Annotated in this window: 22 protein-coding genes; 10 read left to right on the top strand and 12 right to left on the bottom strand. The window is 67.2% G+C overall.

Annotated features, from left to right (window positions below):
* Positions 1–231 precede the first annotated feature (231 nt).
* The 3 genes from GTK09_RS16200 (at position 232) to GTK09_RS16190 (ending at position 3268) form a co-directional block, all read left to right on the top strand.
* Positions 232–996 carry an SDR family NAD(P)-dependent oxidoreductase gene (locus GTK09_RS16200; protein ID WP_163464391.1) on the top strand — a complete coding sequence of 255 codons (765 nt, stop codon included), beginning with the start codon at positions 232–234 and terminating at the stop codon, positions 994–996.
* A 73-nt stretch (positions 997–1069) separates the two neighbouring features.
* The gene (gene dld, locus GTK09_RS16195) at positions 1070–2812 is read left to right on the top strand and encodes a D-lactate dehydrogenase (protein ID WP_163464389.1); all 1743 of its coding nucleotides are present in this window, start codon (positions 1070–1072) and stop codon (positions 2810–2812) included.
* A 210-nt stretch (positions 2813–3022) separates the two neighbouring features.
* Positions 3023–3268, top strand: a complete 246-nt coding sequence (locus GTK09_RS16190) for a DUF2188 domain-containing protein (protein WP_163464387.1) — start codon at positions 3023–3025, stop codon at positions 3266–3268.
* 21 nt (positions 3269–3289) lie between these two features.
* Here the strand turns inward: GTK09_RS16190 and GTK09_RS16185 are convergent, their stop codons facing one another.
* The 4 genes from GTK09_RS16185 to GTK09_RS16170 all read right to left on the bottom strand — a co-directional run bounded on the left by GTK09_RS16185 (position 3290) and on the right by GTK09_RS16170 (position 8470).
* Positions 3290–5356 carry a 3-hydroxyacyl-CoA dehydrogenase NAD-binding domain-containing protein gene (locus GTK09_RS16185; protein ID WP_163464384.1) on the bottom strand — a complete coding sequence of 689 codons (2067 nt, stop codon included), beginning with the start codon at positions 5354–5356 and terminating at the stop codon, positions 3290–3292.
* A gap of 268 nt (positions 5357–5624) precedes the next feature.
* On the bottom strand, positions 5625–6515 hold the full coding sequence (gene kdgD / locus GTK09_RS16180; RefSeq protein ID WP_163464382.1) for a 5-dehydro-4-deoxyglucarate dehydratase: 891 nt from the start codon (positions 6513–6515) through the stop codon (positions 5625–5627).
* Between the two features lie 60 nt (positions 6516–6575).
* Positions 6576–7319 (bottom strand): FadR/GntR family transcriptional regulator, encoded by a 744-nt coding sequence (locus GTK09_RS16175; RefSeq protein ID WP_246217948.1) that lies wholly within the window; start codon positions 7317–7319, stop codon positions 6576–6578.
* Between the two features lie 167 nt (positions 7320–7486).
* Entirely contained in the window at positions 7487–8470 is a 984-nt protein-coding gene (locus tag GTK09_RS16170; protein ID WP_163464378.1) for a 2-hydroxyacid dehydrogenase, read from the bottom strand.
* Between the two features lie 238 nt (positions 8471–8708).
* Between GTK09_RS16170 and GTK09_RS16165 the strand changes: the two genes are divergently transcribed.
* The 5 genes from GTK09_RS16165 to GTK09_RS16145 all read left to right on the top strand — a co-directional run bounded on the left by GTK09_RS16165 (position 8709) and on the right by GTK09_RS16145 (position 13841).
* Entirely contained in the window at positions 8709–9614 is a 906-nt protein-coding gene (locus tag GTK09_RS16165) for a dihydrodipicolinate synthase family protein (RefSeq protein WP_163464377.1), read from the top strand.
* 102 nt (positions 9615–9716) lie between these two features.
* Positions 9717–10700: a Bug family tripartite tricarboxylate transporter substrate binding protein gene (locus GTK09_RS16160; protein WP_163464375.1), complete on the top strand. Its 984-nt coding sequence runs from the start codon at positions 9717–9719 to the stop codon at positions 10698–10700.
* Between the two features lie 56 nt (positions 10701–10756).
* The gene (locus GTK09_RS16155) at positions 10757–11233 is read left to right on the top strand and encodes a tripartite tricarboxylate transporter TctB family protein (RefSeq protein ID WP_163464373.1); all 477 of its coding nucleotides are present in this window, start codon (positions 10757–10759) and stop codon (positions 11231–11233) included.
* On the top strand, positions 11233–12753 hold the full coding sequence (locus tag GTK09_RS16150) for a tripartite tricarboxylate transporter permease (RefSeq protein WP_163464371.1): 1521 nt from the start codon (positions 11233–11235) through the stop codon (positions 12751–12753). The genes GTK09_RS16155 and GTK09_RS16150 overlap by 1 nt, the downstream gene beginning before the upstream one ends.
* A gap of 152 nt (positions 12754–12905) precedes the next feature.
* Positions 12906–13841, top strand: coding sequence for an AEC family transporter (locus GTK09_RS16145; RefSeq protein ID WP_163464369.1), 936 nt, complete (start codon positions 12906–12908; stop codon positions 13839–13841).
* 26 nt (positions 13842–13867) lie between these two features.
* Here GTK09_RS16145 and GTK09_RS16140 read toward each other — a convergent pair whose 3' ends face one another.
* Positions 13868–14191 (bottom strand): NIPSNAP family protein, encoded by a 324-nt coding sequence (locus GTK09_RS16140; protein WP_163464367.1) that lies wholly within the window; start codon positions 14189–14191, stop codon positions 13868–13870.
* A 226-nt stretch (positions 14192–14417) separates the two neighbouring features.
* Between GTK09_RS16140 and GTK09_RS16135 the strand changes: the two genes are divergently transcribed.
* Positions 14418–15656 carry a mandelate racemase/muconate lactonizing enzyme family protein gene (locus GTK09_RS16135; RefSeq protein ID WP_163464364.1) on the top strand — a complete coding sequence of 413 codons (1239 nt, stop codon included), beginning with the start codon at positions 14418–14420 and terminating at the stop codon, positions 15654–15656.
* A gap of 56 nt (positions 15657–15712) precedes the next feature.
* On the opposite strand, the gene GTK09_RS16130 is transcribed toward GTK09_RS16135, so the two are convergent.
* Positions 15713–16573, bottom strand: a complete 861-nt coding sequence (locus GTK09_RS16130) for a DMT family transporter (RefSeq protein ID WP_163464362.1) — start codon at positions 16571–16573, stop codon at positions 15713–15715.
* A gap of 120 nt (positions 16574–16693) precedes the next feature.
* On the opposite strand from GTK09_RS16130, the gene GTK09_RS16125 reads away from it, so the two are divergent.
* Positions 16694–18100, top strand: coding sequence for an aminotransferase-like domain-containing protein (locus GTK09_RS16125; RefSeq protein ID WP_163464360.1), 1407 nt, complete (start codon positions 16694–16696; stop codon positions 18098–18100).
* A 59-nt stretch (positions 18101–18159) separates the two neighbouring features.
* Here GTK09_RS16125 and GTK09_RS16120 read toward each other — a convergent pair whose 3' ends face one another.
* From GTK09_RS16120 to GTK09_RS16095, 6 genes are all read right to left on the bottom strand, one after another.
* Positions 18160–19737, bottom strand: a complete 1578-nt coding sequence (locus GTK09_RS16120; protein WP_163464358.1) for an acetolactate synthase large subunit — start codon at positions 19735–19737, stop codon at positions 18160–18162.
* A gap of 194 nt (positions 19738–19931) precedes the next feature.
* Positions 19932–20894 (bottom strand): 3-hydroxyacyl-CoA dehydrogenase NAD-binding domain-containing protein, encoded by a 963-nt coding sequence (locus GTK09_RS28030; RefSeq protein WP_312869903.1) that lies wholly within the window; start codon positions 20892–20894, stop codon positions 19932–19934.
* Positions 20891–22804 (bottom strand): TRAP transporter permease, encoded by a 1914-nt coding sequence (locus GTK09_RS16110; RefSeq protein WP_163464356.1) that lies wholly within the window; start codon positions 22802–22804, stop codon positions 20891–20893. Before GTK09_RS16110 ends, GTK09_RS28030 begins: the two co-directional genes overlap by 4 nt.
* A 141-nt stretch (positions 22805–22945) precedes the next feature.
* A complete protein-coding gene (locus GTK09_RS16105) occupies positions 22946–23920 on the bottom strand; it encodes a TAXI family TRAP transporter solute-binding subunit (RefSeq protein ID WP_163464354.1) in 975 nt (324 codons plus the stop codon).
* Positions 23917–24300, bottom strand: a complete 384-nt coding sequence (locus GTK09_RS16100; protein WP_163464352.1) for an AtuA-related protein — start codon at positions 24298–24300, stop codon at positions 23917–23919. The genes GTK09_RS16105 and GTK09_RS16100 overlap by 4 nt, the downstream gene beginning before the upstream one ends.
* Positions 24300–25655, bottom strand: a complete 1356-nt coding sequence (locus tag GTK09_RS16095; protein WP_163464350.1) for an acyclic terpene utilization AtuA family protein — start codon at positions 25653–25655, stop codon at positions 24300–24302. Before GTK09_RS16095 ends, GTK09_RS16100 begins: the two co-directional genes overlap by 1 nt.
* Positions 25656–25758 lie beyond the last annotated feature (103 nt).

The following is a 25758-nucleotide window of genomic DNA, read 5'->3' as shown; positions in this document are numbered from 1 at the left end:
GATTCATAGAGATGCTTTTTCGCGTACCACTGTAACGCCTTCGCTTCGAATAATGGATCGGTGGCTCCCTCCCCGTTGACGGTCTCAGCACCCATCATATAGTTTTGCTATATCTCTCTTCCGGCGATGATCCGGCACTGCGTCGGCTTTTCGATACCAGACGCCGCCATGGTCGGGATGATGCCTCGCCGTTCGATGCCACTATGCGGAAAACCCGCCGAAGGAACTGCCATGACGGATTATCGCCGAAAGCTCGACCTTTCCGGCAAGACGGCGCTGGTGACGGGCGCCGGGCAAGGGATCGGGGCGGCGATCGCCATGGCACTCGCGCAAACGGGCGCCGACGTGCACTGCACCGATATCGACGCCACCCGCGCCGAAGCGACGGGCGCGGCGCTGCCCACGGGCCGGGTCGCCGGCATTCACCGGCTCGACGTCACCGACACGGCGGCGCTTCGGTCACTTGCGGACAAGCTTCCGGCCCTCGACATCCTGGTTTGCAACGCCGGGGTCGTCACCAACACACCAGCCGAGGAGATGGACGACGACGAGTGGCAGAAGGTCGTCGACGTCAATCTGACCGGCGTCTTCCGCACCTGCCGCGCTTTCGGTCGGAAGATGGTTGCAAACGGCAGGGGATCGATCGTCAATGTCGGCTCGATGTCCGGCCAGATCGTCAACTGGCCGCAGCCGCAGTGCCACTACAACGCCACCAAGGCCGCCGTGCACCACCTGACGAAATCCCTGGCGGTGGAATGGGCGGCCCGCGGCGTGCGCGTCAACGCCGTGGCGCCCACCTATATCAACACCCCGCTGATCGCCGGCGTCGCCGAGGGATCGGCCGAGTTGGTCGACCAGTGGCTGAAGATGACCCCGATGGGACGTCTCGGCGAGCCGGAGGAAATCGCGTCCGTGGTGCAGTTCCTCGCCTCCGATGCGTCGAGCCTGATGACGGGATCGATCGTTTCGGTCGATGGCGGCTATACGAGTATCTGACGATTCCTCGGGCGCCGAGCGAGCGGCCGGATCCGCAAATCGAACAGGGAGGGGAGATGTCTCCCCGCGCAGCATGAGCGATCTCGTCGCAGAACTTCAGGACATAGTCGGAGCGCGTCACGTGCTGACCGGCCAGAATGCGACGCGGCGCTTCCGCAAGGGCTACCGCTACGGCGACGGTGACGTCCTCGCGGTGGTTCGGCCGGGCAGCCTGGTCGAACAGTGGCGTACGCTGAAAGCCTGTGTCGCGGCGGATGTCGCGATCATCTGCCAGGCCGCCAATACCGGCCTCACCGGCGGCTCGACGCCAGACGGCGATGGCTACGACCGGCCGATCGTCATCGTCAACATGCTGCGGATGGACCGCATCCATCTCCTCGATTCCGGCCGTCAGGTGATCTGCCAGCCGGGGTCGACGCTGAACCAGCTGGAAAAGCGGCTGCGCCCGCTCGGCCGCGAGCCCCATTCGGTCATCGGCTCGTCCTGCATCGGCGCTTCGGTGACCGGCGGCATCTGCAACAATTCCGGCGGCGCGCTGATCCGCCGCGGCCCCGCCTTCACGCAGATGGCCCTTTTCGCGCAGGTCACGGAAACTGGCGAACTACAATTGGTCAATCACCTGGGGATCGAGGTCGGCAACGACCCCGAGGTGATCCTCGCGGCGATCGATGGCGGCTCGTTCGACGAAAGCCAGATCGCGTTTCCGGCCGATCGCTGGGCCTCGGACCGCGAGTACCAACACCATGTCCGGCAGGTCGACGCAGCCTCACCTGCCCGCTTCAATGCCGACCCGCGCCGCCACTACGAGGCGTCCGGCTCGGCCGGCAAGGTGGCGGTCTTCGCCGTCCGGCTCGACACGTTTGCGGCCGACGAGGACGTTGCCGTCTTCTACATCGGCAGCAACGACCCGGCGGAGCTGGAAGCCATCCGGCGCGAGATCCTGACCGGTTTCGACAACCTGCCGATCGCCGGGGAATACATGCACCGCACCGCCTACGACGCCAGCAGACGGTACGGGAAGGACCTGTTCCTGTTCATCAGGCATTTCGGCACGGACAACGTGCCGAAGGCCTTTGCGGTCAAGAGCCGGATCGACGGGATCACCGAAAAGCTCGGCCTCGGGGGCGCCATCTCCGACCGCTTCCTTCAGGGGGTGTCGCGCCTGTTCCGGGAACATCTGCCGAAGCGGATGAACGATTACCGAGAGCGCTACGCCCACCACCTCTTGCTCAAGATGGGCAATGGCGGCTCGGCCGAGGCGCGCGCCTATCTCGAAGGCCGGTTTCCGTCGGCCACCGGAGACTTCTTCGAATGTGACGCCGAGGAGGGGAGCGCAGCCTTCCTCAACCGCTTCGCCGTCGGCGGCGCGATCGTGCGCTACCGCGCCGTCCATCCCACGACGGTCGAGGACATCGTCGCTCTCGACGTCGCCCTGCCCCGCAACACGCTGGACTGGTTCGAACGGCTGCCGCAGGAGATCGAGGACAAGATCGCCTTCAAGATGTATTGCGGCCACTTCTTCTGCCACGTCCTCCACCAAGAATATCTCGTCCGCAAAGGCGAGGACTGCCTGGCGATCGAGCACGCGCTGTGGAAGCTTCTCGACGCGCGCGGGGCGGAATATCCGGCCGAGCACAATGTCGGGCATCTCTACGACGCCAAGCCGGCCTTGCGGGACTTCTACCGCAAGCTCGACCCCACCAACACGTTCAATCCTGGCATCGGCAGGACGTCGAAGCTGAGATGCTGGGCCGGAGAAGCAGAAAACGAAGCCGTGTGCGACTGCGCCACGCAGCATGTGCGGACGGTTGCCTGATCGAACGCGGGGCGTTCCGCGGCGGCGCGCATGACCTGGAGAACGGCAGGCCGCAGCCCCGAGCCGAGCCGTCCTGTCGAGCGGCCTTGCGCCAATGCGCGCGTCGCACGCCTTGCCGGCCGGCGGATCGACAGCATTTGGGTCGAGGACTTTCGAGGACGGCGCCAGCCAAACGGGCGGCAAGTCCTCGCTTCGAATGGAGAACGGCCCATGGCACAGATCACCTATCACATCGTCGAGCATGACGGCGGCTTCGCCTACAAGCTGGGCGACGTCTATTCGGAAACCTTCGCAACCCACGACGCGGCCTTCCTCGCCGCCCGTCAGGCCGCCGTCAGGCAGCAGCAGCCCGGCGAGACCGCCGGCATCGTGTGGGAAGACGCCGGCGGCAAATGGCACGCCGAGGTCTCGTCCGGGGGTGACAGGCCAAGGACGGCGGTCGAGGACGACACTTAGGTCGCAATTTCTGCAGGCCCCTCACCCGCCGATCCGCTCCAGCATCGCCTCGACGTCGCCACGCCTGAAGCCGTGGCCGACGGCGGCCGCGACTTGCGGAAGCGCTGCCAGAACGGCGGAACGGCCCTCATGGGCGGCCCACCAGAGCGGGCCGCCGCGCCAGCGGGGAAAGCCGTAGCCGTTGACGAAGGCGACGTCGATGTCGCTGGCACGCTGGGCGATCCCCTCGTCGAGCACCAGCGCCGCCTCGTTGACCAGCGCCGCCAGCGCACGGTCCCGGCATTCCTCGTCCGGGATCGCCCGGCGCTCTCGCCCCGCAGCTTCAGCCTCTGACAGGATCAGGCGCTCGACCGCCGGGTCGGGATGGCGCTTGCCGCCGTCGTAGCGATACCAGCCGGCGCCGGTCTTGCGGCCGAGCCGGCCGACGTCACAGAGCATGTCGGGAAGCTTGACGTAGCGCTCGGCGGGATCGCGCGTCGCCGCGAGGCGTTTGCGGCGGGCAAAGGCGATGTCGAGGCCGGAGAGGTCGGAGACGGCGAGCGGGCCCATTGCCATGCCGAAGCCCTCAAGCGCGGCATCCACCTGCCAGGGCAGCGCCCCGTCCTCCACCAGCATTTCCGCCTGGCCGCGATAGGCGGCGTAGAGCCGGTTGCCGACGAAGCCCTCCCCGACCCCGGCGACGATCGCCGTCTTCTTCAGCCTGCGGCCGAGCCACAGCCCGGTCGCCAGCGTCTCGTCGGAGGTCTTTGCCCCCCGCACCACCTCGAGCAGCTTCATGACGTGGGCGGGGCTGAAGAAGTGCAGGCCGACGACCCGGTCCGGCCGGCCGCTCGCGGCGGCGAGCGCGTCGAGATCGAGATAGGAGGTGTTGGAGGCAAGGATGGTCTGCGGCGCGGCGATCCGCCCGAGATCGGCGAGAAGCGCCGACTTTACCGCCATGTCCTCGAAGACCGCCTCGACGACGAGCTCGACCTTTGCCACGGCGGCGAGATCGGCGACGGGCGAGAGCCGCGCCCGCATCCCGGCCGCTTCGTCCTCGCCGATCCTCCCCTTCGCCGCGTCGCCGGCGACGAGGTCCTCGACGCGCTCGCGGCCGGCCGCGAGAGCGGCTTCGTTCTGCTCGATCAGAACGACGCCGAACCCCGCCCGCAGCAGCGCATAGGCGATGCCCGCGCCCATCGTGCCGGCGCCGATGACCGCCGCCAGTTGGATTTTGCGAGGCGCGGCCGAAAGACCGTCCACCCGCCCGGCCGCGCGCTCGGCGAAGAAGACGTGGCGAAGCGCCACGGCCTCGGGGCTCAGGCGGATATCCTGAAAGATACGGCGCTCCTCGGCAAGGGCCTCGTCGAAGGGCGTGGTGGCGGCAAGCTCGACCAGCCGGGCGGCCGCGATCGCCGCCGGCCGATGCTTGCCGGCCTTCAATGCCGCGCTCCTTGCCGCCTCCAGTTCGGCCGGATCGGCGGCTGGAACCGCAAGGTCGCGAACCCGCCGCTTGCCGCCGAGCCGCCGGGCAAGGTCCGCAGCAGCCATGCGCAGATCGTCGCCCGCAACGGCGTCGATCAGTCCGAGCCGCAACGCTTCCTCGGCCGCGATGCGCCTGGCGCCGCAGATCATCCCGAGCGAGGTTGGAATGCCGGCAAGCCGGGGGAGACGCTGGGTCCCGCCGGCTCCGGGCACGATGCCGAGCCCGACCTCGGGAAGTCCCATCACGGTTCCGGTTGCGGCGACGCGGCCGTCGCAGCCGAGCGAAAGCTCGAATCCGCCGCCGAGGGCCGCCCCGTCGAGGGCCGCGACCACCGGCAGGGCCATCGCCTCGATGGCGGCGATGACGGACGGAAGCTGCGGCTCGCCGAGCGGCGCGCCGAACTCTTTCAGATCGGAACCGGCGACGAAGGTGCCGTTCGCCCCCGCCAGGACGACGCCGACGATCCCCTCCATGCTTTCGATTGCAGCGAACGCCTCGAGAAGGCCGCGGCGTACGTCGTGGCTGCCGGCATTCACCGGCGGATTGTCGATGACCACGACAGCGACATCGCCGTCGATCCGAAGCTCGATCTTTCCGTTGCCGAACGTCTCGTCGCGGTTCATGGCGACCACCTCCCCAATTCATCTGATGAGGCGGCTTTAGACCATATTCCGAAGCCTGCCGAGCAGCGCCCCGCCCCGCCAGGGGTCGCTACCGCATCGGCGCCCCGGAGAAAACAGGCTTGGTGCGTCGCGCCGCGAGTTTCCCTTCGAGCACCGGAACACGGCACCCGGACATGACAACGCCCGGCGATGCCTGCATGGATCATCGCCGGGCGCGAAGCCGCTTGCAGCCGCGCCGGCGGCGAGGAGGCACCGGCGCTCGGGCGGATCAGATCAGTTCGCGGAGCATGGCCTTTTCCTCCGCCGTCAGATCGGTGAGCGGCGGGCGGACCGGGCCGGGCGTGCGGCCGACCAGCTCGACGCCCGCCTTGATGATCGACACGGCATAGCCCACCTCGCGGTCGCGGATCCTGGCGAAGGGGAAGAAGAACGCGTCGAGGATCTTCGCCATCGTCGCCTTGTCGTCGGCGCGCATCGCCTTGTAGAAGCTGACGGCAAGCTCCGGCACGAAGTTGAACACGGCCGAGGAATAGGTGGTGACGCCGATGGCGTTGTAGGCCTCGGCGAAGAGTTCGTGGGTCGGCATGCCGCCGACATAGCAGAGCCGATCGCCCAGCTTGGCTGTGATTTGCCTGACCTGGCCGATCTGTCCCGTACCGTCCTTGAAGCCGACGAGATTCGGACAAGCCTCGGCGAGGCGGGCGACCGTGTCTGCGGTGGCGACCGAATTGGCGCGATTGTAGATGATGACGCCGAGACCGGTAGCGTCACAGACCGACTTCACATGCCGGAAGATGCCCTCCTGCGACGCGCCGATGAGATAATGCGGCAGGAGCAGCAGCCCGTCGGCGCCATTGGCTTCCGCCGTCCGGGCGATCTCGGCCGCCAGACCGGCGCCGTAGCCGCAGCCGGTGATGATCGGCACGGTACCGGCAGCTTCTTTGGCCGCCTTCGTCACGTCGCCGACTTCCTTCGGCGTCAGCGAGAAGAATTCCCCGGTGCCACCGGCGGCGAACAGCGCCGCTGCCTCGAAGCCGGACAGCCAGTCCACATGCGAGCTGTAGCTTTCCAGGTCGAGCGACAGGTCCGGCTTGAAATGGGTGACCGGGAAGGAGAGAAGGCCCGAGGAGATGCGCTGCTTGAGTGTTTCCGGCGACATGTTTTCCCACACGTAATATGATGACTTCTGGGAAAACGTATGATGACTGGTCGCACCTTGTCAATCGGCAGCTTCGGCCCGCGCTGCAGGTCGGATGATGGCGCGGTAGCGCTTGATGCCGCCGAGGAGGTGCCGGCGCATCGCATCGCGCGCCCGTTCGGGATCGCGGTTCCAGATCGCTTCGGCGACTTCGGCATGCTCGGCGAGCAGCTGGCGATCGCGGTTTGGCAAGGGGTCGATGCCGCCCATGGCGCGGCGAAACTTCACCCGCGGGATGATCCGCTGGCCGATATGCGACAGGAACAGCTTGAACCGCTCGTTGTTGGTCGCGGCGGCGATCGCCATGTGGAAGTCGAAGTCGGCATTGTCGGTCGACTGGCCTGCCTCCACCAGCTTCTCGAAGGTCTCGATCTGCGCCTGAATCTCCGCCTCCTGGGCGGGCGAGCTGCGCAGGGCGGCGAGGCCGGCGGCCTCGACCTCGATGCCGAGCCGCAGTTCCAGCTCCTCGATGATGTCGGAAATCTTGTCGGTCGCTTCGAGGAACAGGCTGGGCAACGTCTCACGCTGTCGGGGCCCGAGCACGAAGACGCCGACGCCCTGGCGCGATTCGACCAGGCCGTCGGCCCGCAAGGCGGCGATGGCCTCCCGGATGACGGTCCGGCTGAAGCCGAAGCGCTCGACCAGCACCGGCTCCGTCGGCAGCTTGTCGCCGGACGCATAGTCGCCGGCATCGATCTGCGCCCGCAGCGCGTCGACGACCCGCGACGTCCGAGTGCGTCGATCCTTGAGCTTCTCAACCGCCAAGCCTGTCACCTCCAATCCGCGCGGGCGCTGAAGCCCGCTCGCACGCCCCGTCTACTCCAGATGCCCGAGCGCGACACTTCCGGTCGATAACATATGACGACTCTCCCTGCAGCCGCTCGCGAGCGGGACGCCGTTTCGCGCCCAGAACGTGCAGGGGAGACCGCCGATCACTGTGCCGGTCGCACGACGTTGGCAAGCGGCTCGCCAGCGACGAGGCGATCGACGTTGCCGGCGATCGTCCGGCGGCGCCGGTCGATCGTGCCGTCGGTCCAGCCGGACATGTGCGGCGTCATCACGACGTTCGAAAGCCCGGCGAAGTCGAAGCGCGACGGGCTCGCCGCCTCGCCCTCGGCGCCGGGATAGCGATACCAGGTATCGATGATAGCGCCGCCGATCCGGCGCAACGACAGGGCTTCGAACAGCGCCGCCTCGTCGACGACCGGCCCCCGGCCGACATTGACCAGCACCGCCTCGGGCTTCATGTGGCCGAAGGCTTGGTCGTCGACGAGGCTGCGGGTCTCCTCGCTCAGCGGCAGGGAGACGACGACGAAATCGGCGGACGCGTAGAAATCCGGCAGCGCGTCGAGGCCGTAGCTGCGGTCGACGAGATCGCCGGGCTCGACGGGGCTCCGATTGGCCGCGTGGACGACCATGTCGAAGGCCTTCGCCTTCTTGGCGATGGCCTTGCCGATATGGCCGAAGCCGAGCAATCCGATGACCTTGCCGGCGATCTCCCCATGGACGTTCGCCGGCGATCCGGAGCGATAGGCCCAGTCGTTCTGCCGGAGGCGTCGATCGGCATCGACGAGGCGAACCTGGTGTGACAACAGCCCGGCCATGACATATTCGGCGATCGCCGGCTCGTGGCCGAAGCAGTTGCAGACGGCCGCCGACGCCGGCAGCGCCGAAAGTTCGACACCGTCATAGCCGGTGGCGCAGACCTGATAGAGTCGCAGTTTATTCGGGCTGGGCATGTCGGCGTCGAAGCGATTGCCGACGATGACATCCGCCTCCGCGAAGGCGGCGCGCTGGGCATCGTCGGCGAGTTGGTCCGGCAGGATCACGAGCTCCGCACCGACGTCCAACAGCGTGTCGAATCCCTCGACGAACGAGGCGGCGTTCCGCCCGTGAAATACTATGCGCAGCGCCATCGCCATCCCCTCATTCTCTCAGTTCCACGCCCTTGTCCGCTCCTGCCGGTGACGATCCCGGTCAGCCGGAAGCACCCTCGCCTTCAGGCTCGACGATCGGCATTGACAGGCCGATACATCGATGTCTTTATGGCAGTAATCATACGGCAGACGCAAGTGATCATATGTCTTGAGGGTCGGCATTCGACCTCGACGGAAAGGCACTTCCAGCGGTCCGCCTGAGCATCCGGGAGGGTTCATGCTCGAAGCCATCGAGGGCGTCTTCATCGTCGCCCAGACGCCGTTCGACGACCGACAGGACATCGACCTTCCAAGCGTCGACACGCTGGTCGACTTCTATGCCCGTCATGGCGCGAACGGCCTCACCGTGCTCGGCGTCAGCGGCGAAGCCGGCAAGCTGACCGGCGAGGAGGCGCTCGCCGTCGCCGGCCGCTACATCGCCCGTGCCGGAACGATGCCGGTGATCGTCGGCGTCAGCAGCACGAACCTCGCCCATCTGTCGCGCCTCACCAACGCGGTGATGGATGCGGGCGCGGCCGGGGTGATGATCGCGCCGGCGCCGGGCATCCGCACCGACGAGGATCTCTTCCGCTATTTCGAGACGGTCTTCGCCGCCATCGGCGACGTCCCCGTCGTCCTGCAGGACTTTCCCTTCGCCACCAATGTCGGCATGTCCGTTCCGGCGATCCTCGAACTGGTGAAGCGCCACCCGCAGATCCAGGTTCTCAAGGAGGAGGATCTGCCGTCCTTGAACAAGATCACTCGGCTGCGCCAGGCCGGCGGCCGGCGCATCGCCATTTTGACCGGCAACAACGCCATGTATCTGCCGCTGGAACTTGAGCGGGGCATCGACGGGCCGATGGCGGGCTTTTCCTATCCGGAAATGCTGTCCGGCGTCTTCCGGCTGCACAGGGCCGGCGACATTCAGGCTGCGAACGATCTCTTCGATCGCTACCTGCCGCTCCTGCGCTACGAGGCCATGGGGTTCTGGGGCGTCGCCGCCCGCAAGGAGGCGATGCGCCGCCGCGGGGCGCTGGCCCACGCCACCATGCGCCAGCCCGGGCCGGCACTGACGGCCGACGATCACCTCGAAATCGACCGGCTGATCGCCCGCGTCGAAACCCGGCTCGCCGAGGCCGCCTGACCCTGGCACCGTGTGAGACGCCGGGCGACCGGCGCCGCATCGGCCGGCATCTTTCGGCCAAAGCTTCAATCCGCAAGTTCATCGACAAAGGGAGGAATGAGCATGACATATCTGAGGACGACCGCCGTTTTGGTCGCCGCCGCGGCGGCACTTTCGGTTGCCGCGCCGACCATGGCGCAGGATTTTCCGACCAAAGACATCCGCCTCGTTGTGCCTTGGGCGGCCGGCGGCGGCACCGACGGCATCAGCCGCAAGGCGAGCTCGATCGCCGAGAAGGAACTGGGCCACACGATCTATGTCGAAAACGTCGACGGCGGCATGAGCGCCAACGGCATCATGAACGTCATGTCGGCGCGGCCCGACGGCTACACGCTCGGCGTCTTGACCTATGACAGCGTCATCACGGTTCCCTATCAGAAGCTGCTGCCGAGCTACGATCTCGCCAATCTGCAGATGGTCGGCCGCCTGACCCTCGAGCCCGACGCGATCATCGTCGGCAAGGATTCGCCCTACAAGAGCGTCGACGACCTGATCGCCGCCGCCAAGAAGGAGCCCGGCGAGATCAAGGTCGCGGTCCAGAACACCGGCTCGCGCACCCATCTCGCCATGCTGAAGTTCGAGAAGCTCACCGGCACCGACCTCGACCTCATCGCCTATCCCGGCGGCGCCAGCCCGCAGAAGGAAGCGATGCTGTCCGGCGAGGTCTCCATTGCCGTCACCAGCCTCGGCGACTTCGCCAATCTGATCGACGAGGGCGACGCCCGCGGCCTGGTGGAATTCTCCGACACGCAGAATCCGACCTACAAGGACGTTCCGACCGCCAAATCCGCCAATCTCGACGTCCAGTCGGGCAGCTTCATCATCGTCGCCGCGCCGAAGAAGACGCCGGAGGACGTCGTCGAGAAGCTCGCGACGGCCTATGAGAACGCCCTCAACAGCGAGGAATTCCAGAGCTGGGTCTCCAAGGTCGGCGTGACGCCCGCCTGGCTCGGACCCCAGGAAGCGACCGCCTTCATCAAGGACGAGCAGGACCGGATCTTCGCCCAGTTCGACGCTCTGAAGGAAAGCGGCGCGATCAGCCAGTGACGGCCGCCGGCGGCGGCATCTAGCCGCCGCCATTCTCTCGCTCTTCGAGACATCCCATGCGATCCAGACTTCTCGGCGACGGCCGCCTCGTCCTTCCCGCCGTCCTGTTCGTGGTCACCACGATCTATCTCTACCAGGCCTTCCAGATCCATCCGCAATATGACGAGGGCATCGTCGGTCCGCGCTTCCTGCCGATCGTCGTGTCGATCGTCATGTATGCCGGGCTCGGCTTCCTGGTGTTCGACATCCTGCGCGACCGCTCGCCGCGGCCGGAGCGGGCGAAGCTCGAGTTCCGCAACTTCCTGCCGGCGGTCGCCGTGATCCTCGCGACCCTCGTCTACATCGCCGTCTTCGAGACGATCGGCTACGTCATCTCGACGCTTATCTACGTCTTCGCGCTGCTCTTCGTCTTCAAGTTCGACCAGAACGTCCTCTGGCGGGTGATCTATTCGATCGTCATCACCGCCGTCTTCTACATCCTGTTTCACACCCTGTTCGATGTCAGGCTGCCGACGCTGACGGAGTGGTTCTGATGGAATTTTCGCTCCACATCCTCGGCGGCTTCCAGGCGCTGCTCGATCCGACGGTCCTGTTCTACATGGTCCTCGGCTTCCTGATCGGCACCTTCTTCGGCGCCGTGCCGGGGCTGACGGCGGTGCTCGCCATCGCCCTTCTCCTGCCGATCACCTACAGCCTCGACGTGGTGACGGCGCTGGTCATGTGCGCCAGCATCTTCATGGCGGGCATGTATGCGGGCAGCATCACCGCGACGACGATCAACATTCCCGGCGCGCCCTCCTCCATGATGACCGGCGTCGAGGGCTTCCCGTTGATGAAGCAGGGCTTCGGCGCCAACGCGCTCGGCCATGCGGCGCTCGGCTCGATGATCGGCGGCAGCATCGGCGCCGTCTTCCTCATCCTGTTCACGCCGATCGCCGCCAAGCTCGCGCTGTTGATCCAGACGCCGGGCAAATTCTCGCTGATCCTCTTCGCCCTTGTCGTCATCGGCATCTCCCAGCGCGGCGCCATCGCCAAGAGCGTCGTGACGACCGCCCTCGGCGTGATGATCGCGACCATCGGCATCGACGTGATGCAGCCGGTGGCGCGCTTCACCTTCGGCACCTCCGCCCTCGTCGAGGGGATCAACCTGATGGCCGTGGTGATCGGCACCTTCGCCGTCAGCGAACTGCTGATCCAGGCCCGCGACGTCGTCCATGCACGGACGGTCGACAAGGCTCAGGTCGCGAACTTCGCGATCAAGCGGCGGGACTTCATTCCGTTAATGGCGGAGGTCCGCGAAATCGGCGTGTGGACCTATCTGAAGAGCACCATCATCGGCTTCTTCATCGGCGTCCTGCCGGGCGCCGGCGGCTCGATGGCGGCCTTCGTCGCCTATGCGGATGCGATGCGCCGCTCGAAGCGGCCGGAGCTCTACGGCAAGGGCAGCCGCGAGGGCATCGCGGCGGCAGAGACCGCCAACAACTCGATGTGCGGCGGCGCCTTCGTGCCGATGCTGATGTTCGGCATTCCCGGCGATCCGACCACGGCCGTCGTCCTCGGCGTCCTGGTCATCAACGGCCTGCAGCCGGGCCCGAGGCTTCTCGACAACCAGATCGACCTGATCGCGCCGATGTTCGCCTCGCTGTTCATCAGCGCGCTGATCCTCATCCCGCTGACCCTGTTCCTGCTCGGGCCCTACTTCGTCAAGATCGTCTCGATCCGCAAGGCGCTGCTCTATTCCTCGATCGCCGTCGTCGCCCTGGTCGGCAGCTACGTCGCCACCTACTCCAGCTTCCAGATGATGCTGGCGCTGGTCTTCGGTATCGTCGCCTTCTTCCTCAGGACGGCGAACTATCCGACCGTGACGCTGCTGCTCGGCTTCATCCTCGGGCCGGACCTCGAACAGTATCTGCGGCGCTCGCTGCAGCTCAACAAGGGCGATCCGTCGACCTTCCTGACGAGCCCGGACAGCCTGTTCTTCCTGGCCCTCACCGCCCTGTTCTTCTACTTCATGGTGATCAGGCCGCCGAAGACGCCGGTAACGGCAACGTAACCGGTCGCGGGGCATGCAGGGTCTCCCGCTCTCCGTTCGCCGGCTCGTGAAGCTTCGGGCTTTGCGGCCGACGAACGTCTCCCGCAAGGCTCGTTCCTCGCCGTCGCATGGTGGTTGCGGCGAGACACGGGCAACCCGTTCCGGTCCGCCCGATGCTCCTGTCGCTTGCCGACCGCCTCTTCCCTGTCTTCCTCTTGATCGCCATCGGTTACGTTCTGGCGCGCAAGAACATCCTGACGAGGGAGAGCCTCGGCGGGCTGACCAAGTTGACCTACTGGGTGCTGATCCCGGCGACGCTGTTTTCCACCGTCACCTCGATCCATGTCGGCGAGACCCTCAATCTGCGGATCTGGGCGGTCTATTTCGGCGCCGTGCTGACGACGGCCCTGGCGATCTATGCCGTGCTCCTGACGATGCACGACATGGCGAGACGCGAGCGCATCGTCATCGCCTTCGGGGCGGTCTATTCCAACATCGGCATCGTCGGCATTCCGGTGGTCGGGATCCTCTATGGCGACGAGGGGCTGGTGACGCTGACAGCGATCATCAGCATCCACGCCTTGGCGCTGATCACCCCGATGGTCGTCCTGATGGAGGGCAGCCGTGCGCGTGGGACCGCCGGCGGGTCGGTGCTGTCGACGACGCTGCGCAGCCAGTTCCGCAATCCGATCATCGTCGCGATCGTCGTCAGCCTGACGATCAGCGCGGCCGGTTTCGATCTACCCGGATGGCTGTCGGCACCGGCCGAGATGCTGAAGGCGGCGATGCCCGCCGTTGCGCTGATGGTCATCGGCGCCGGCCTGCACGGCCAGGAAATCCGCAGCAGCGCGGCGAGCAGCGTCGTCGGCGTGATCGGCAAGATGGCCGTCCTGCCGCTGACCGTGTTTCTTTTCGCCTGGCTGGCCGGGCTGCCGCAGACGGTCGTCGCGCCGCTGGTGATCTGCGCCGCCCTGCCGCCCGGGATCAACTCGGTGATGATGGCGGCGGCCTACGACACCGCGGTCAATCGGATCGCCACGCTGGTTCTCGCTGCGACCCTCGCCTCGCTCGTCACCATCCCGGTCCTGGCCCTGCTCCTGGCCGCGTGACTGCGGCCGGGAGCAGGGCGCGCTTCTCAGCGCTTGATGGGCGCGAAAGGAGCCGGGGTCATCAGCCGGTTTTCCTGGCTGACCAGATAGGCGGCATCGCCGCTCTTGACGAGATAGGCCTTCCACTCGGGATCGGCGGCGAGCGCCGCGCGCTTCTCCTCGCGGTCGGCCGCGCTGTCGTAGACCCAGATGTGGGTGTAGGAATTCACCGGCCCGGTCTCCGTTACCAGATAGGCGAGCGGCTCACCGAGATGGCGGCTCTGCACCGGATAGCCATGCTCCTCGTAGAGCGCCATGTGCTTCTTCAAGGTTCCCGGCCGGCAGGCATAGGTGCGGACGTCATAGAGCATTCGGGGGTTCTCCTCTCCCATCGCGCCGCAGTGGCGGGACCTGTGCCAGCAAGTGGCACGTTTCCCGGCGGCGAGCACCACCGTCGTCATAGACGGATACGCGCAGATTGAAAGCGGTCTTAATATATTAATGTTTCAATTGGCGTAACCCTTTCCTCTCGGAGCGGACGATCCCCGAGACGTCGCCCCCTTCCCCTATCTCACCACCGGACCAGGACCAAGCCTCATGAAGATCATCGGCCTCGAAACCATCCAGATCGCCGAGTTCAGCAATCTGGTCTGGGTTCGGTTGCATACCGACGAGGGCCTGATCGGCCTCGGCGAGACCTTCCGCAATCCGCAGGCGATCGTCGCCTACATCCACGAGACCTGCGCGCCCTATCTGATCGGCAAGGATCCGCGCCGGCGCACCGCCCTCACGGAAGGGCTGCGGCGCGACGTCGGCAACGCCTTCAAGGGATTTCCCACCCGCAGCGTCGAGGTGCGCGGCAACGCCGCCGTCGACATCGCGCTGTGGGATCTCTGGGGCCAGGCGGCCGGCCAGCCGATCCTCGCTTTGCTCGGCGGCAAGATGCGCGACGGCATCCGCATGTACAACACCTGCGCCAACAGCGCCTACAACAACGTCGCCCGGCCCGGCGGCAACCAGCAGGTCTTCGGCCGCGACACCCCTGCGCCAGATGCCATCGGGCCTGAAGAAGACCTGCTGCTCCAGGTCTACGAGCCGCGGCGTCTCGCCCGCGAACTTCTGGAGGCCGGCATCACGGCGATGAAGATCTGGCCCTTCGACGTCGCCGCGATCCGCAACAAGGGCGCGAGCATCGGCGCCGCGGAGCTGAAGGACGCGCTCTGGCCGATCGAGGAGATCCGCGCCGAGGTGGGCGACGCCATGGACATCCTGATCGAGCTGCACGGCCTGTGGAAGCTGCCGCCGGCCCTGAAGATCGCCAAAGCCCTTGCCGATTACGACGTGTTCTGGCTGGAAGACCCGCTGGCCCTCGACAATTTCGCCGATCTCGAAACCTATCAGCGCGAGGCCCCGGCGATGGTCGCGGCGAGCGAGAACCTCGGCACCGTGCCCTGGTTCCGCGAGGCCTTCATGCGTGGTGCCATCGACGTCGCGATCTTCGACATGGCCTGGGTCGGCGGCATCACCGAGGGCCAGCGCGTCACCCATCTCGCCGACGCCTTCGACCGCACCATCGCGCCGCACGACTGCACCGGCCCGGTGACGCTGATCGCCAACACCCATCTCCTCGCCCACGCGCCGAACGCGCTTTTGGCCGAGACGGTGCGCTCGCATCTGACCGGGTTCTACAAGGCGGTGATGACCGAGTTGCCGCGGGTGGAAAGCGGGATGATCTACCCGCTGGAGGGACCGGGCCTCGGCGCCGGCCTCAATGCCGACGTCCTGGCGCGCGGCGATCTGACCCGGAAGGTGAGCGGGACGCTCGCCTCGGAGTGACCGAGCCGCTTCGAGAACGATTGCCCGGAGCCTGATGAAACGCGACGCGCGACAGCTCAGGCGAAGCGCTTCGCGCCGGCGACGCAAAGAACGACGACGACCGTCGATGCGAGCATCGTCCAGGCGATCGTCTCGCCGAGGAACAGCGCGGCCAGCGTCAGCCCGAAGAACGGCTGCAGCAGTTGCAGCTGGCCGACGCCGGCGATACCGCCGATCGCCAGGCCCCGATACCAGAAGACGAAGCCGACCAGCATGCTGAAGACCGAGACATAGGCGAGCCCGATCCATGCGGGAACGCCGATGCCGCTCCAGTCGGGCGGCATGGTGACGAGCGCGGTCGCGGCCATCGGAGAGAACGCCAGGAGGAGCGCCCAGGAGATCACCTGCCAGCCGCCTAGCCGGCGCGACAGCCGCGCGCCTTCGGCATAGCCGAGCCCGCAAAGGACGATCGCCGCGATCATCAGGAGGTCGCCCTCGAGCGACGCCGCCCCGCCATTCGACAAGGCGAAGCCCGCGACCGTCGCCGCACCGAGGATCGAGAACAGCCAGAAGGCCGGCTTCGGCCGTTCGCCGCCGCGCAGGACGGCGAAGAGCGCGGTGGCGAGCGGCAAAAGGCCGATGAAGACGATCGAATGGGCCGCCGTCACGTGCTGGAGCGCCAGCCCCGTCAACAGTGGGAATCCAACGACGACACCTGCGGCGACGACGGCGAGCGGCAGAAGATCGCCCCGCCCCGGCCGCGCCTGACGGAACGCCGTCAGAAGCAGCGCGGCCAGCAGCGCCGCGATCGCCGCCCGGGCGGATGTCAGGAAGGTCGGGGTGAAGTCGGCGACGGCGACCCGCGTCGCCGGCAGCGATCCGCTGAAAATGATGACGCCGACAAGGCCGCTGCCCCAGCCCGCGGTGGTTCGTTCCATGTGCCCTCGCTTTCCCGCCGTCGGGATCGCAGATTCGGCCCTGGCGCGGACAGAGACACTTCAATACAATCCGGACGAACTGTATGGATGCGGCAGACCACACGGTCGCACGGAGCAAAGATGGACGGCGGCGAAACCACCCGCACCGGGGCGCTGATGAACGCCATCCGCAGAAAGATCGCCAGGCGGGCGCTCGGGCCGGGCGACCGCCTGCCCTCGGTTCGGGGCTTCGCCGCGACCATGGGCGTGTCGCCGTCGACGGTGGTCGAGGCCTATGACCGGCTCGCCGCGGAAGGCGTCATCCGCGCCCGGCGGGGCTCCGGCTTCTACGTCACCGGCGCCGACCTGCCGCCGCTGGCACTGGCCGAGATGGGCGCACCGCGCCGCCGGGAGGTCGATCCCTTCTGGGTGTCGCGGCAGTCGCTCGATGCCGACCCTTCGGCCCTCAAGCCCGGCTGCGGCTGGCTTCCGGCCGACTGGATGCCCAACGCCGCCCTGCGCAAGGAGCTCAGGGCGGCGAGCCGGGCGGACGATGCGCTTCTGTCGGACTACGGCACGACGCGCGGGCAGCTGGCGCTGCGCCGCCTGCTCCTGGCCCGCTTCGCCGAGGAAGGTATCGCCGCGACGGCGGACCAGATCCTCCTGACGAATTCGGGGACCCAGGCGATCGACCTGATCTGCCGCCTGCTCCTGAGGCCCGGCGACACCGTCCTCGTCGACGACCCCTGCTACTTCAATTTCCGGGCGCTGCTGCGCGCCCATCAGGTCTGCGTCGTCGGCATTCCCTTCACGCCGACGGGGCCGGACGTCACGGCCTTCGAGCGCGCCGTGGCCGAGAACGGGCCGCGCCTCTACGTCACCAATTCAGCGCTGCATAATCCGACGGGCGCGACGATTTCGCCGCAGACGGCGCACCGCGTCCTGAGCGCCGCCACGGCCCACGGAATGACCATCGTCGAGGACGAGATCTTCGCCGATTTCGAGCCGGACCCCTCGCCCCGCCTTGCGGTTCTCGACGGGCTCGACCGCGTCATCAGGATCGGCAGCTTCTCCAAGACGCTCTCCGCCTCGATCCGCTGCGGCTATGTCGCCGCCCGGCCCGACTGGATCGAAGGGCTGATCGACCTGCAGATCGCCACGCAATTCTCCGGCCCGAGCCCGCTCGCCGCCGAGCTGATCGCCGGTGTTCTCGCCGGCGGCAGCTACCGCAAGCACATGGAAGAGATCCGCCGGCGCCTCACCCGCGCGCGCCGCGACGTTGCCGCCCGGCTGGAGCCGCTCGGCATCGTCCCCTGGCTGATGCCTCGCGGCGGCTTCTATCTCTGGTGCCGCCTTCCCGACGACGTCGATTCGGCACTCGTCGCCAAATACTGCCTGGAGGAGCAGGTCGTCCTCGCGCCCGGCAACGTCTTCAGCATCTCCGACAGCGCCAGACGGTTCCTCCGCTTCAACGTCGCCCAGATGGGCGACGAGCGCGTCTCCGCCGTCCTTCGAAGGGCGATGTCGGCTTCAGCTCGATCGCCGTGATGCCGGCCCGCACGGCCGCACCGTCGTCGTCTCGAACCTCGGCAGCGCCGCCCCACCGCTCAGATGACAGCCTCGATCAGGAACGGACCCTTGCGGGAATTCGCCGCGCGCAGGAGATCGGCGAGAACCTCTCCGGTCTCGGCCCGGGCGGACTCCACACCGTGGCCGCGAGCGAGCCCCAGCCAGTCGAGCGGCGGGTCGTCGAAGCGCAGCATGCGACGGGCATTCTCGCCATACTCCCGGATGCCGACATTGCGCATCTCGTGTTCCAGGATCGCGTAACGCCGGTTCGACAGGATCACCGTGGTCACGGCGAGACGCTCCCGCGCCTGGGTCCACAGCGCCTGGATCGTGTACATGGCACTGCCGTCGGCCTGCAGGCAGACGACACGCCGGTCGGGACAGGCGACGGCGGCGCCGGCGCCGAGCGGCAGGCCGATGCCGATCGACCCGCCGGTGATCTGCAGATAGTCGTGCCGGGGCGAGGCGTGACTCGCCGGGAAGAAGGCACCGCCGGCGCTGACGGATTCGTCGCAGACGATGGCGTTTTCCGGCAGCAGCGCGGCGACGATGGCACAGGTGCTCGCGGCCGTCAGGGGCCCCTGCGGCAAGGCCGGCGCCGGGTTCGGCGGGCTCGTTCGATTGGATGCGGATGCCTGCTGCAGGTCCACGCCGAGACTGTCTGCCAGGAGCGCGAGCGCCTCGCTGAGATCCTCGTCGACCTCGACGAGCTTGTGCAGGCTCCCTGCCGGATCGTGCAAAAGGCTGGGCTTGTCGGGATAGGCGAAGAAGCCGACCGGCGCCCGCGCATCGATGAGGATGACCCGTGCGGCGCCGGCGAGATAGGCCACGGCATCGTCGACAGCATAGGGAAGCTTGCCGATCGGCACCCGCCCGGCGCCGCGCTCGATCCGCGCGTTGAACGTTTCCGCGATGAAGTCGGCTCCGGACTTCTCGGCGATGGCCGCAACCAGCGCGAGGGCGCCTTCGCGTACCGCCCTGCCCCCGACCAACAACACGGTCCGCCCCGGCTTTTCCATCTCTCGGGCGATGGCCCGGACCTTGGCCGCATCGGGGCGCTTTAGCGCAGGCCGCTGCAACGGCACGATCGGCCCCGGTTCGGCGCGTCCCCACGCCATGTCGGCCGGCAGAACGAGCGTCGCGACGCCGGGGGTCGAGACCGCCGCACGCCAAGCTTCGGCCGCTTGCGCCGCGACCTGATCAGGATGGCTCCCCCGGCCCAGCCAGTTCGACATCGGCCGGGCGAGGCTGTCGATGTCGCTGGCGAGCGGCGCCTCGTATTCCAGGTGATAGGTGGCGTGGTCGCCGACCACGTTGATCAGCGGTGTGCGGGCGCGTTTGGCGTTGTGCAGATTGGCGAGACCGTTGGCGAGGCCAGGCCCGGTGTGGAGAAGGGTCGCTGCCGGCTTCTCCGCCAACCGCGCATAGCCGTCGGCGGCACCCGTCACCACGCCCTCGAACAGGCCGAGGACGCAGCGCATCTGCGGCCTCCGATCCAGCGCCCCGACGAAATGCATCTCGGAGGTGCCGGGATTGGCGAAGCAGGTGTCGACCCCTTGCGCGATCAGGGAATCGCACAGCCGCTCCGCGCCGTTCGTCTCGCCTTCAGCGCTCATCGCCGTCACCTCCTATGTGCATGCTCATGCCGGATCTCCCCAGGGACGGCAGCCGTGCGCCGTCGTCTCTCCCCGCGTGAATCTAGATCACCCGCACCGCGGAGCGAGAGCCGGATTCGTCCGCACGCCGGCAGGCCCGATCGCCAATGCTCCCGATCTCAAGCAGGAAGACCCGGCTGGTTCGGATGATGCCTTCAGCCGGACTTGCCGTGGAAGGCCGCCAGCAGCTGGATCAGCTTGCGGTCGCGCGCGTCGCAAAGCTCCGCGACGCTGGCTTTTCCCGCTTCCGCCAGCGTTCCGGCTATCAGCGTCTCCCGGAGCTTGGCGGTGAGTTCCGGCGTTCCGAGATCGTCCCAGCGCCGTTGCTGGCTGTCGCCGAGATGGTCGAGATAATGACGGATGCCGCCCTCGCCGCCGCCGAGATGATAGATCATGTGCGGTCCGTTGGTCGCCCATCTGAGGCCCGGGCCGTTGCGAACGGCAGCGTCGATGTCCTCGACGGTGGCGATCCCCTCGGCGACGAGATGAACCGCCTCGCGGTAGAGCGCTGCGCCGAGGCGCCCGGCGATGTGGCCCTGGATCTCCTTCTTCAGAAGCACCGGCGACTTGCCGACGAGCGCGTAGAACGCCATCGCCCGATCGAGCACTTCGGGATCGGTGAGCGCACCGCCAGAGACCTCGACCAGTGGCAGGAGGTGCGGCGGGTTGAACGGATGGGCGGCGATGCAGCGCCCGGGGATCGCGCAGGCGGTCTGGATGTCGCCGATCAGAAGCGCCGAGGTCGACGAGGCGAGGATGGTCTCGGGCGAGACGAAGCGCTCGATTCCAGCGAAAAGCGCGCGCTTCAGTTCGAGCTGTTCCGGCGCGTTCTCCTGGACGAGTTGGACGTCGGCGAGGTCCGGGCCCGGCGCCTCGGCAAATCGCAGGCAGCCGAAGTCAGGTTCGCCCGTCGCCCGGCCGAGTTCGACGAGGGCGGGCCACATGGCGCGAACGGTCTCGCAGAGCCGATCCCTCGCGCCGGGAGCCGGGTCGATCGCCAGGACGTCCAGCCCGTTGGCGAGAAACACCGTCGCCCAGCCGGCGCCGATCAGGCCGGTGCCGATCACCGCGACCGTTTCGATCGGCGATGTCGGTTTCGAATGCGGGGCTTCGGTCACGGGCGCACCTCGCCGGGCTCGGACTGCGGAAGGGGGACTGCGGCACTCGACGTCCCGGCCATCTCCCGCGCCTTCTGGCCGCCGACGAAGAACGCCGCGGCGAGGACGAGCGCGGCGACGATGGGAAGGCCGACGATCGGCACGAAGGCGAGCGCGATGACCAGAAGATAGATCGCAATATCGAGGACACGCTGGCCGAAGAGCGGCATCCGCCCGAGCAGGCAGGGAATGGCGATCACCAGCACGAGCCCGGTCATCAGCGCGTCGACCACGGCCATGGTGCCGCCCGCTCCGATCATCCCGGGATAGATCAGCAGCAGGAACGGCACGACATAGGTCATGGCGCCGAGCCGCACGGCCTCGCGCGCTGCCGGCAGCCAGTTGGTCTGGGCGATGCCGGCGGCGACGAAGACGGCGACGCAGACCGGCGGGGTGATCACCGAGATCGTCGCGAAATAGAAGACGAACATGTGCGCGGCGAGCGGCTCGACGCCGACCGCCGTCAGCGCCGGCGCCAGCACGGCGGCGACGAGGACGTATGCCGCCGTCGTCGGCAGGCCCATGCCGATGATCAGGCAGACGATGCCGACGATGAGCGCGACGAGGAAGGTCGAGTTGCCGGCGAGCGTGACGATCAGCGACGACAGCGTCACCCCGATGCCGGTGAGGTTGATCATCGCGACGAGGATCTGCGCCCCGGCGAGAAGCACGCCGATAATGACGAGGCCGCGGCCGGCATCGTCGAGCGAGGCGACCAGCTGGCGGCCGATCTCCCGCGGCGAACGCTGGCCGAGGCTGACGGCGAGATAGGCGACGAACAGGCCGACAATGCCGTAGAAGGCCGCCGTCTGCACCGAGCGACCGGCGAAGATGCCGAAGAACAGGCCACCGAGGGCGGCGACGATCGGCAGGACGCGGCGCCATTTCACGATCGCCGCCCAGGCCGGGATCTCGGTCTCGTCGACGATCCGCATGTTGCGCCGGACCGAGACGACATGAACGGTCATGAACACCGAGAGATAGAAGAACAGCGCCGGCAGGATCGCCGCGACCATGACGTCGACATAGGAAACGCCGAGGATCTCGGCCATGACGAAGGCCGCAGCGCCCATGATCGGCGGCGCCAGCTGGCCGCCGGTGGAGGCCACCGCCTCGACGGCGGCGGCGAAGGGCGCCGGATAATTCAGCCGCTTCATCAGCGGGATGGTGAAATTGCCGGTGGTCGCGACGTTGGCGACGGCGCTGCCGGAGACCATGCCGAACAGGCCGGAAGCGATGGTCGCCATCTTGGCCGCCCCGCCCGGGCTCTTGCCGCCGAGCCGCATGGCGAGATCCATGAAGGTCTGGCCGCCCCCGGTGTTGAGCAGGAACGCGCCGAACAGGACGAAGGCGGCGATGACGGTCGCCGCGACGCTCAAAAGCGATCCCCAGATGCCGAGATCGCCGAGGAACAAGGTTTCGGTGACGAAATAGGCGTCGAACTGGCGATGCCCGAGCTGCCCCGGGATGTAATGGCCGAGCAATGCGTAAGCGAGGCCGACCACCACGAGCGCCGGGAAGATGATGCCGACCACCCGCCTGCCGACTTCCAGGACGACGACGACGAGACCGACCGTCATGGCGAGATCCGAACCCGTCGCCCAGGGCAGGCTGTTCATGATCGTATCGTAGTTGAGGACGATGTAGCCGCAGGCAATCCAGGTGACGACCGCCGCGCAGAGATCGACGAGAATGCCGGCGACGCGAAGGCGTGTTCCTCGCCAGAGCGGATACAGCAAGAGGCCGAGGGTGACGACGAGGCCGAGAAAGACGGCGCGCTGCACCAGGCTTTCGAACGGCCCGAAGGCCGAGGTGTAGAGGACGAACAGTCCCGTCAGAACGGCGAGAACCCTCGCTGCCGTGTCGCGCATCGCTCCGCCTCCCGAGCCGGATTGATTCCGTCCAACGGGCGGACGCGCCGGCGTCCCTGCCCGTAGCTTCACATGCCTACGCCGACGAGCGGGCGAGACTCCCGGCGCTCGAAGGAGCGGCCGAGAGCCTCGCCCCGACTGCTACTCCTGCGTCGGACGCAGCGCCTCGGGGATGTCGATGCCCTTTTCCTCGTAGTAGCGCGCGGCGCCCGGATGCAGCGGCACCGTCGCGTACTGCATGGTCAGCTTGGCGAGGTCGACGCCCTTCTGCGAGGCGAGCGCATTGGCCTGGACGGTCTCGTCCTCCACCGCCGCCTTGGTGATCTGATAGGCGGTCTCCTCGTCCATCTCGGCGTTGGCCGAGACGGCGAGCGCGAAGCTCCAGGTCGTATAGGGCGGGATGCCCTCGCCGGCCTTCTCGATCTCGACGACCGAGATGTCCTTCATCTTTTCCTTTAAGGTCGCGGCCTCATCGTCGGAGAGCGAGACGACCGTGATCGGCGTGAAGGTGTTGATGTCGAGCGAGGAAGCGTCGAGCTTCTCCCCGGCACCGGACTTCACATAGCCGACGAGGCGATTGTCCTTGACCTGATCGACCACGTCCGTCGTCGAGCCCGGCACGAAGTCGGGCGCGATGCCGAGGGTCTGGAACACCGCCTGGGCAGTCGCCTCGGTCGCCGAGCCGCGGATGCCGGGGTTGAAGCGCTTGCCCGCAAGATCGGACAACCTTTCGACATTGGCGTCCTTGCGCACCACGACGTTCTGCGGCGCCGGCGAATAGACGAAGAGAAGCGGCGCCTTCATCGCCCGGCCGTCGAATTCGTTGGTGCCCTCCCAGGCATGCTGCACGACATTGGTGGTGACGAGGCCGAGATCGACCTGGCCGCGCTCCATGCGGCGCAGATTGTCGAGCGTCGCGCCGGTTTCGGCCACCGAGGCGGTGACGCCCGGGACCTTGTCGTTGATCAGCTGGCCGAGCGCGACGAAGTAGCCGTATTGGCTGGACGAAGCCGAGGTCGAGCCGATCAACAGCCGCTTGTCCTGGGCGCTGGCCGGACCTGTGACCACGAGCGACACGGCGGCAAGCGCCGCGGCGGCGAGAATGGTGCGTTTCATTGGTTCTCCTCCCTGAGATATCCGATCTTTGCAATCGTTTCCTCGTCCACCGCGATCTCCATTTCGAGCAGGCGGAACGACAGACTCTTGCCGTGGCCGTCGAGGTTGAGGCTGGCATTGACGCCGCCGTCGAGAACCCCGTCGATCACGAAATTGAGGGCGCCGAGGCGCGGCAACTCGTAGCGCGCGATCTCCCCCGGCCGGCGCTCGGCGAAAAGGTCGCGAACCCGCTCGACGGTCACGGCCGAGACCAGCAGCGGATAGAACTCCGGCCGGTAGGCGATGACCGCGACGTTCAGCCGGTCGCCCTTGTCGCCGGCCCGTCCGTGGGCGAGCTCGTGCAGCGCGACGCTTCGCGTCGAAGCGGAGACGGTATCCATCAGGCGTCCCCGTGAAAGCGGTAGGAGGGCGTGACGCTCGCACGCGGCACCAGCACCGAACCGGTCGAGACGCGCGAGCGCACGCTGGTGCGCACGCCGCCGCCGCCCGCCGGCCCGCAGGTGTAGAGCGCCCCGACCTCGTAGATTGCCGCCTCGACGGCGCGCCGGTCCTTCGCGGCGACGGCGATCCGAAGCCTGACGTCGCGACTTTCCGGCAGCTCCCGTGCGCTCAGAAGCAGGCCGCTATCGTCGGCAAAAAGGCTTGTCGAACCAATGAGATCTGCCCGAAATTTCAGATCTTTGTCGACCCGGCGCTTGACGGTTTCCATCGCCGCTCTCGCCCGCGCGAGGGCATTCGGTCCGGCATAGGAAATCTCGCCCTCGCCGACGAAGCCGCCCTCGTAGCAGACGGTGGCCTTAAGGGTCTCAGGCCGCGGCTTGCCCCCCGCCCCAGACACCCGGACGCGGTCCCGGCCGATCTCGCGGACTTCGACCGCGGTTAGATCGAGGACGACGTCGGGAGTAAGATAGGCCGCGGGATCGTGGATCTCGTAGAGGAGCTGCTCCTTCACCGTACGCTCGCTGACGCAGCCGCCGGACGATCGCGGCTTGGTGACGACGAGGGAACCGTCCGCGCTCACCTCGCAGATCGGAAAGCCGATCGCCTCGAGGCCGTCGACGTCCTTGAAGCCGGGATCGCAGAAATAGCCACCGGTCACCTGCGCTCCGCATTCGAGCAGATGGCCGGCCATGGTCGCTGCGGCAATCAGGTCACAATCGTCGAAGTCCCAGCCCAAATGCGCCACGATCGGCCCGACAGCGAGAGCCGGGTCGGCGACGCGGCCGGTGACGACGACGTCGGCGCCGCCCGTCAGCGCCGCGGCGATCTCGCGGGCGCCGAGATAGGCGTTGGCGCTGATCACCCGCTCGCCCGCAGGAACGCCCGTCGCGAGCAAGGCAGCGAGATCGGCGTCGTTCGAGCCGGACAGCAGATCGTCACCGCCGACAATCGCGATCTTCGGCGCGCGGCATCCGAGCCGCTTGGCGAGATCTGCGATCGCCTCGGCCGCGCCTTCAGGATCGGCCGCGCCGAAATTGCCGACGATGGCAATGCGGTGATCGAGACAGCGCTTCAGGACGGGGGACAGGCGGCCTTCGAGATGGGCGTCATAGCCGATGCGGCCTGCAGCCCGCTCGAGCTGCGCCAGCGCCAGGGTCCGTTCGGCGAGGGTCTCGAACATCAGGCAGGCAGGCCCACCGGCTTCGGCCAGCGCGTCGACCACCGGAACGGCCGCATCGAGACGGTCGCCGCCGAAGCCCGCGCCGCAGCCGATCCGAAACACGGGGTCCGCCATCGGTCTCCTCCCATTCCACCCTCGCGATCGGCGAGAGCGTCTCCTCGCTTCAAAGGTCGCCCGGGATGATCTATTTGTCGAATTTAATGATCAAATAGTTCGA

The sequence above is a fragment of the Jiella pacifica genome, from assembly GCF_010500815.1.
GTDB classification, from domain to species: Bacteria; Pseudomonadota; Alphaproteobacteria; order Rhizobiales; family Rhizobiaceae; genus Jiella; species Jiella pacifica.
Note: the sequence above shows the minus strand (reverse complement) of the source record. Positions and strands in the feature narration are given on the sequence as shown.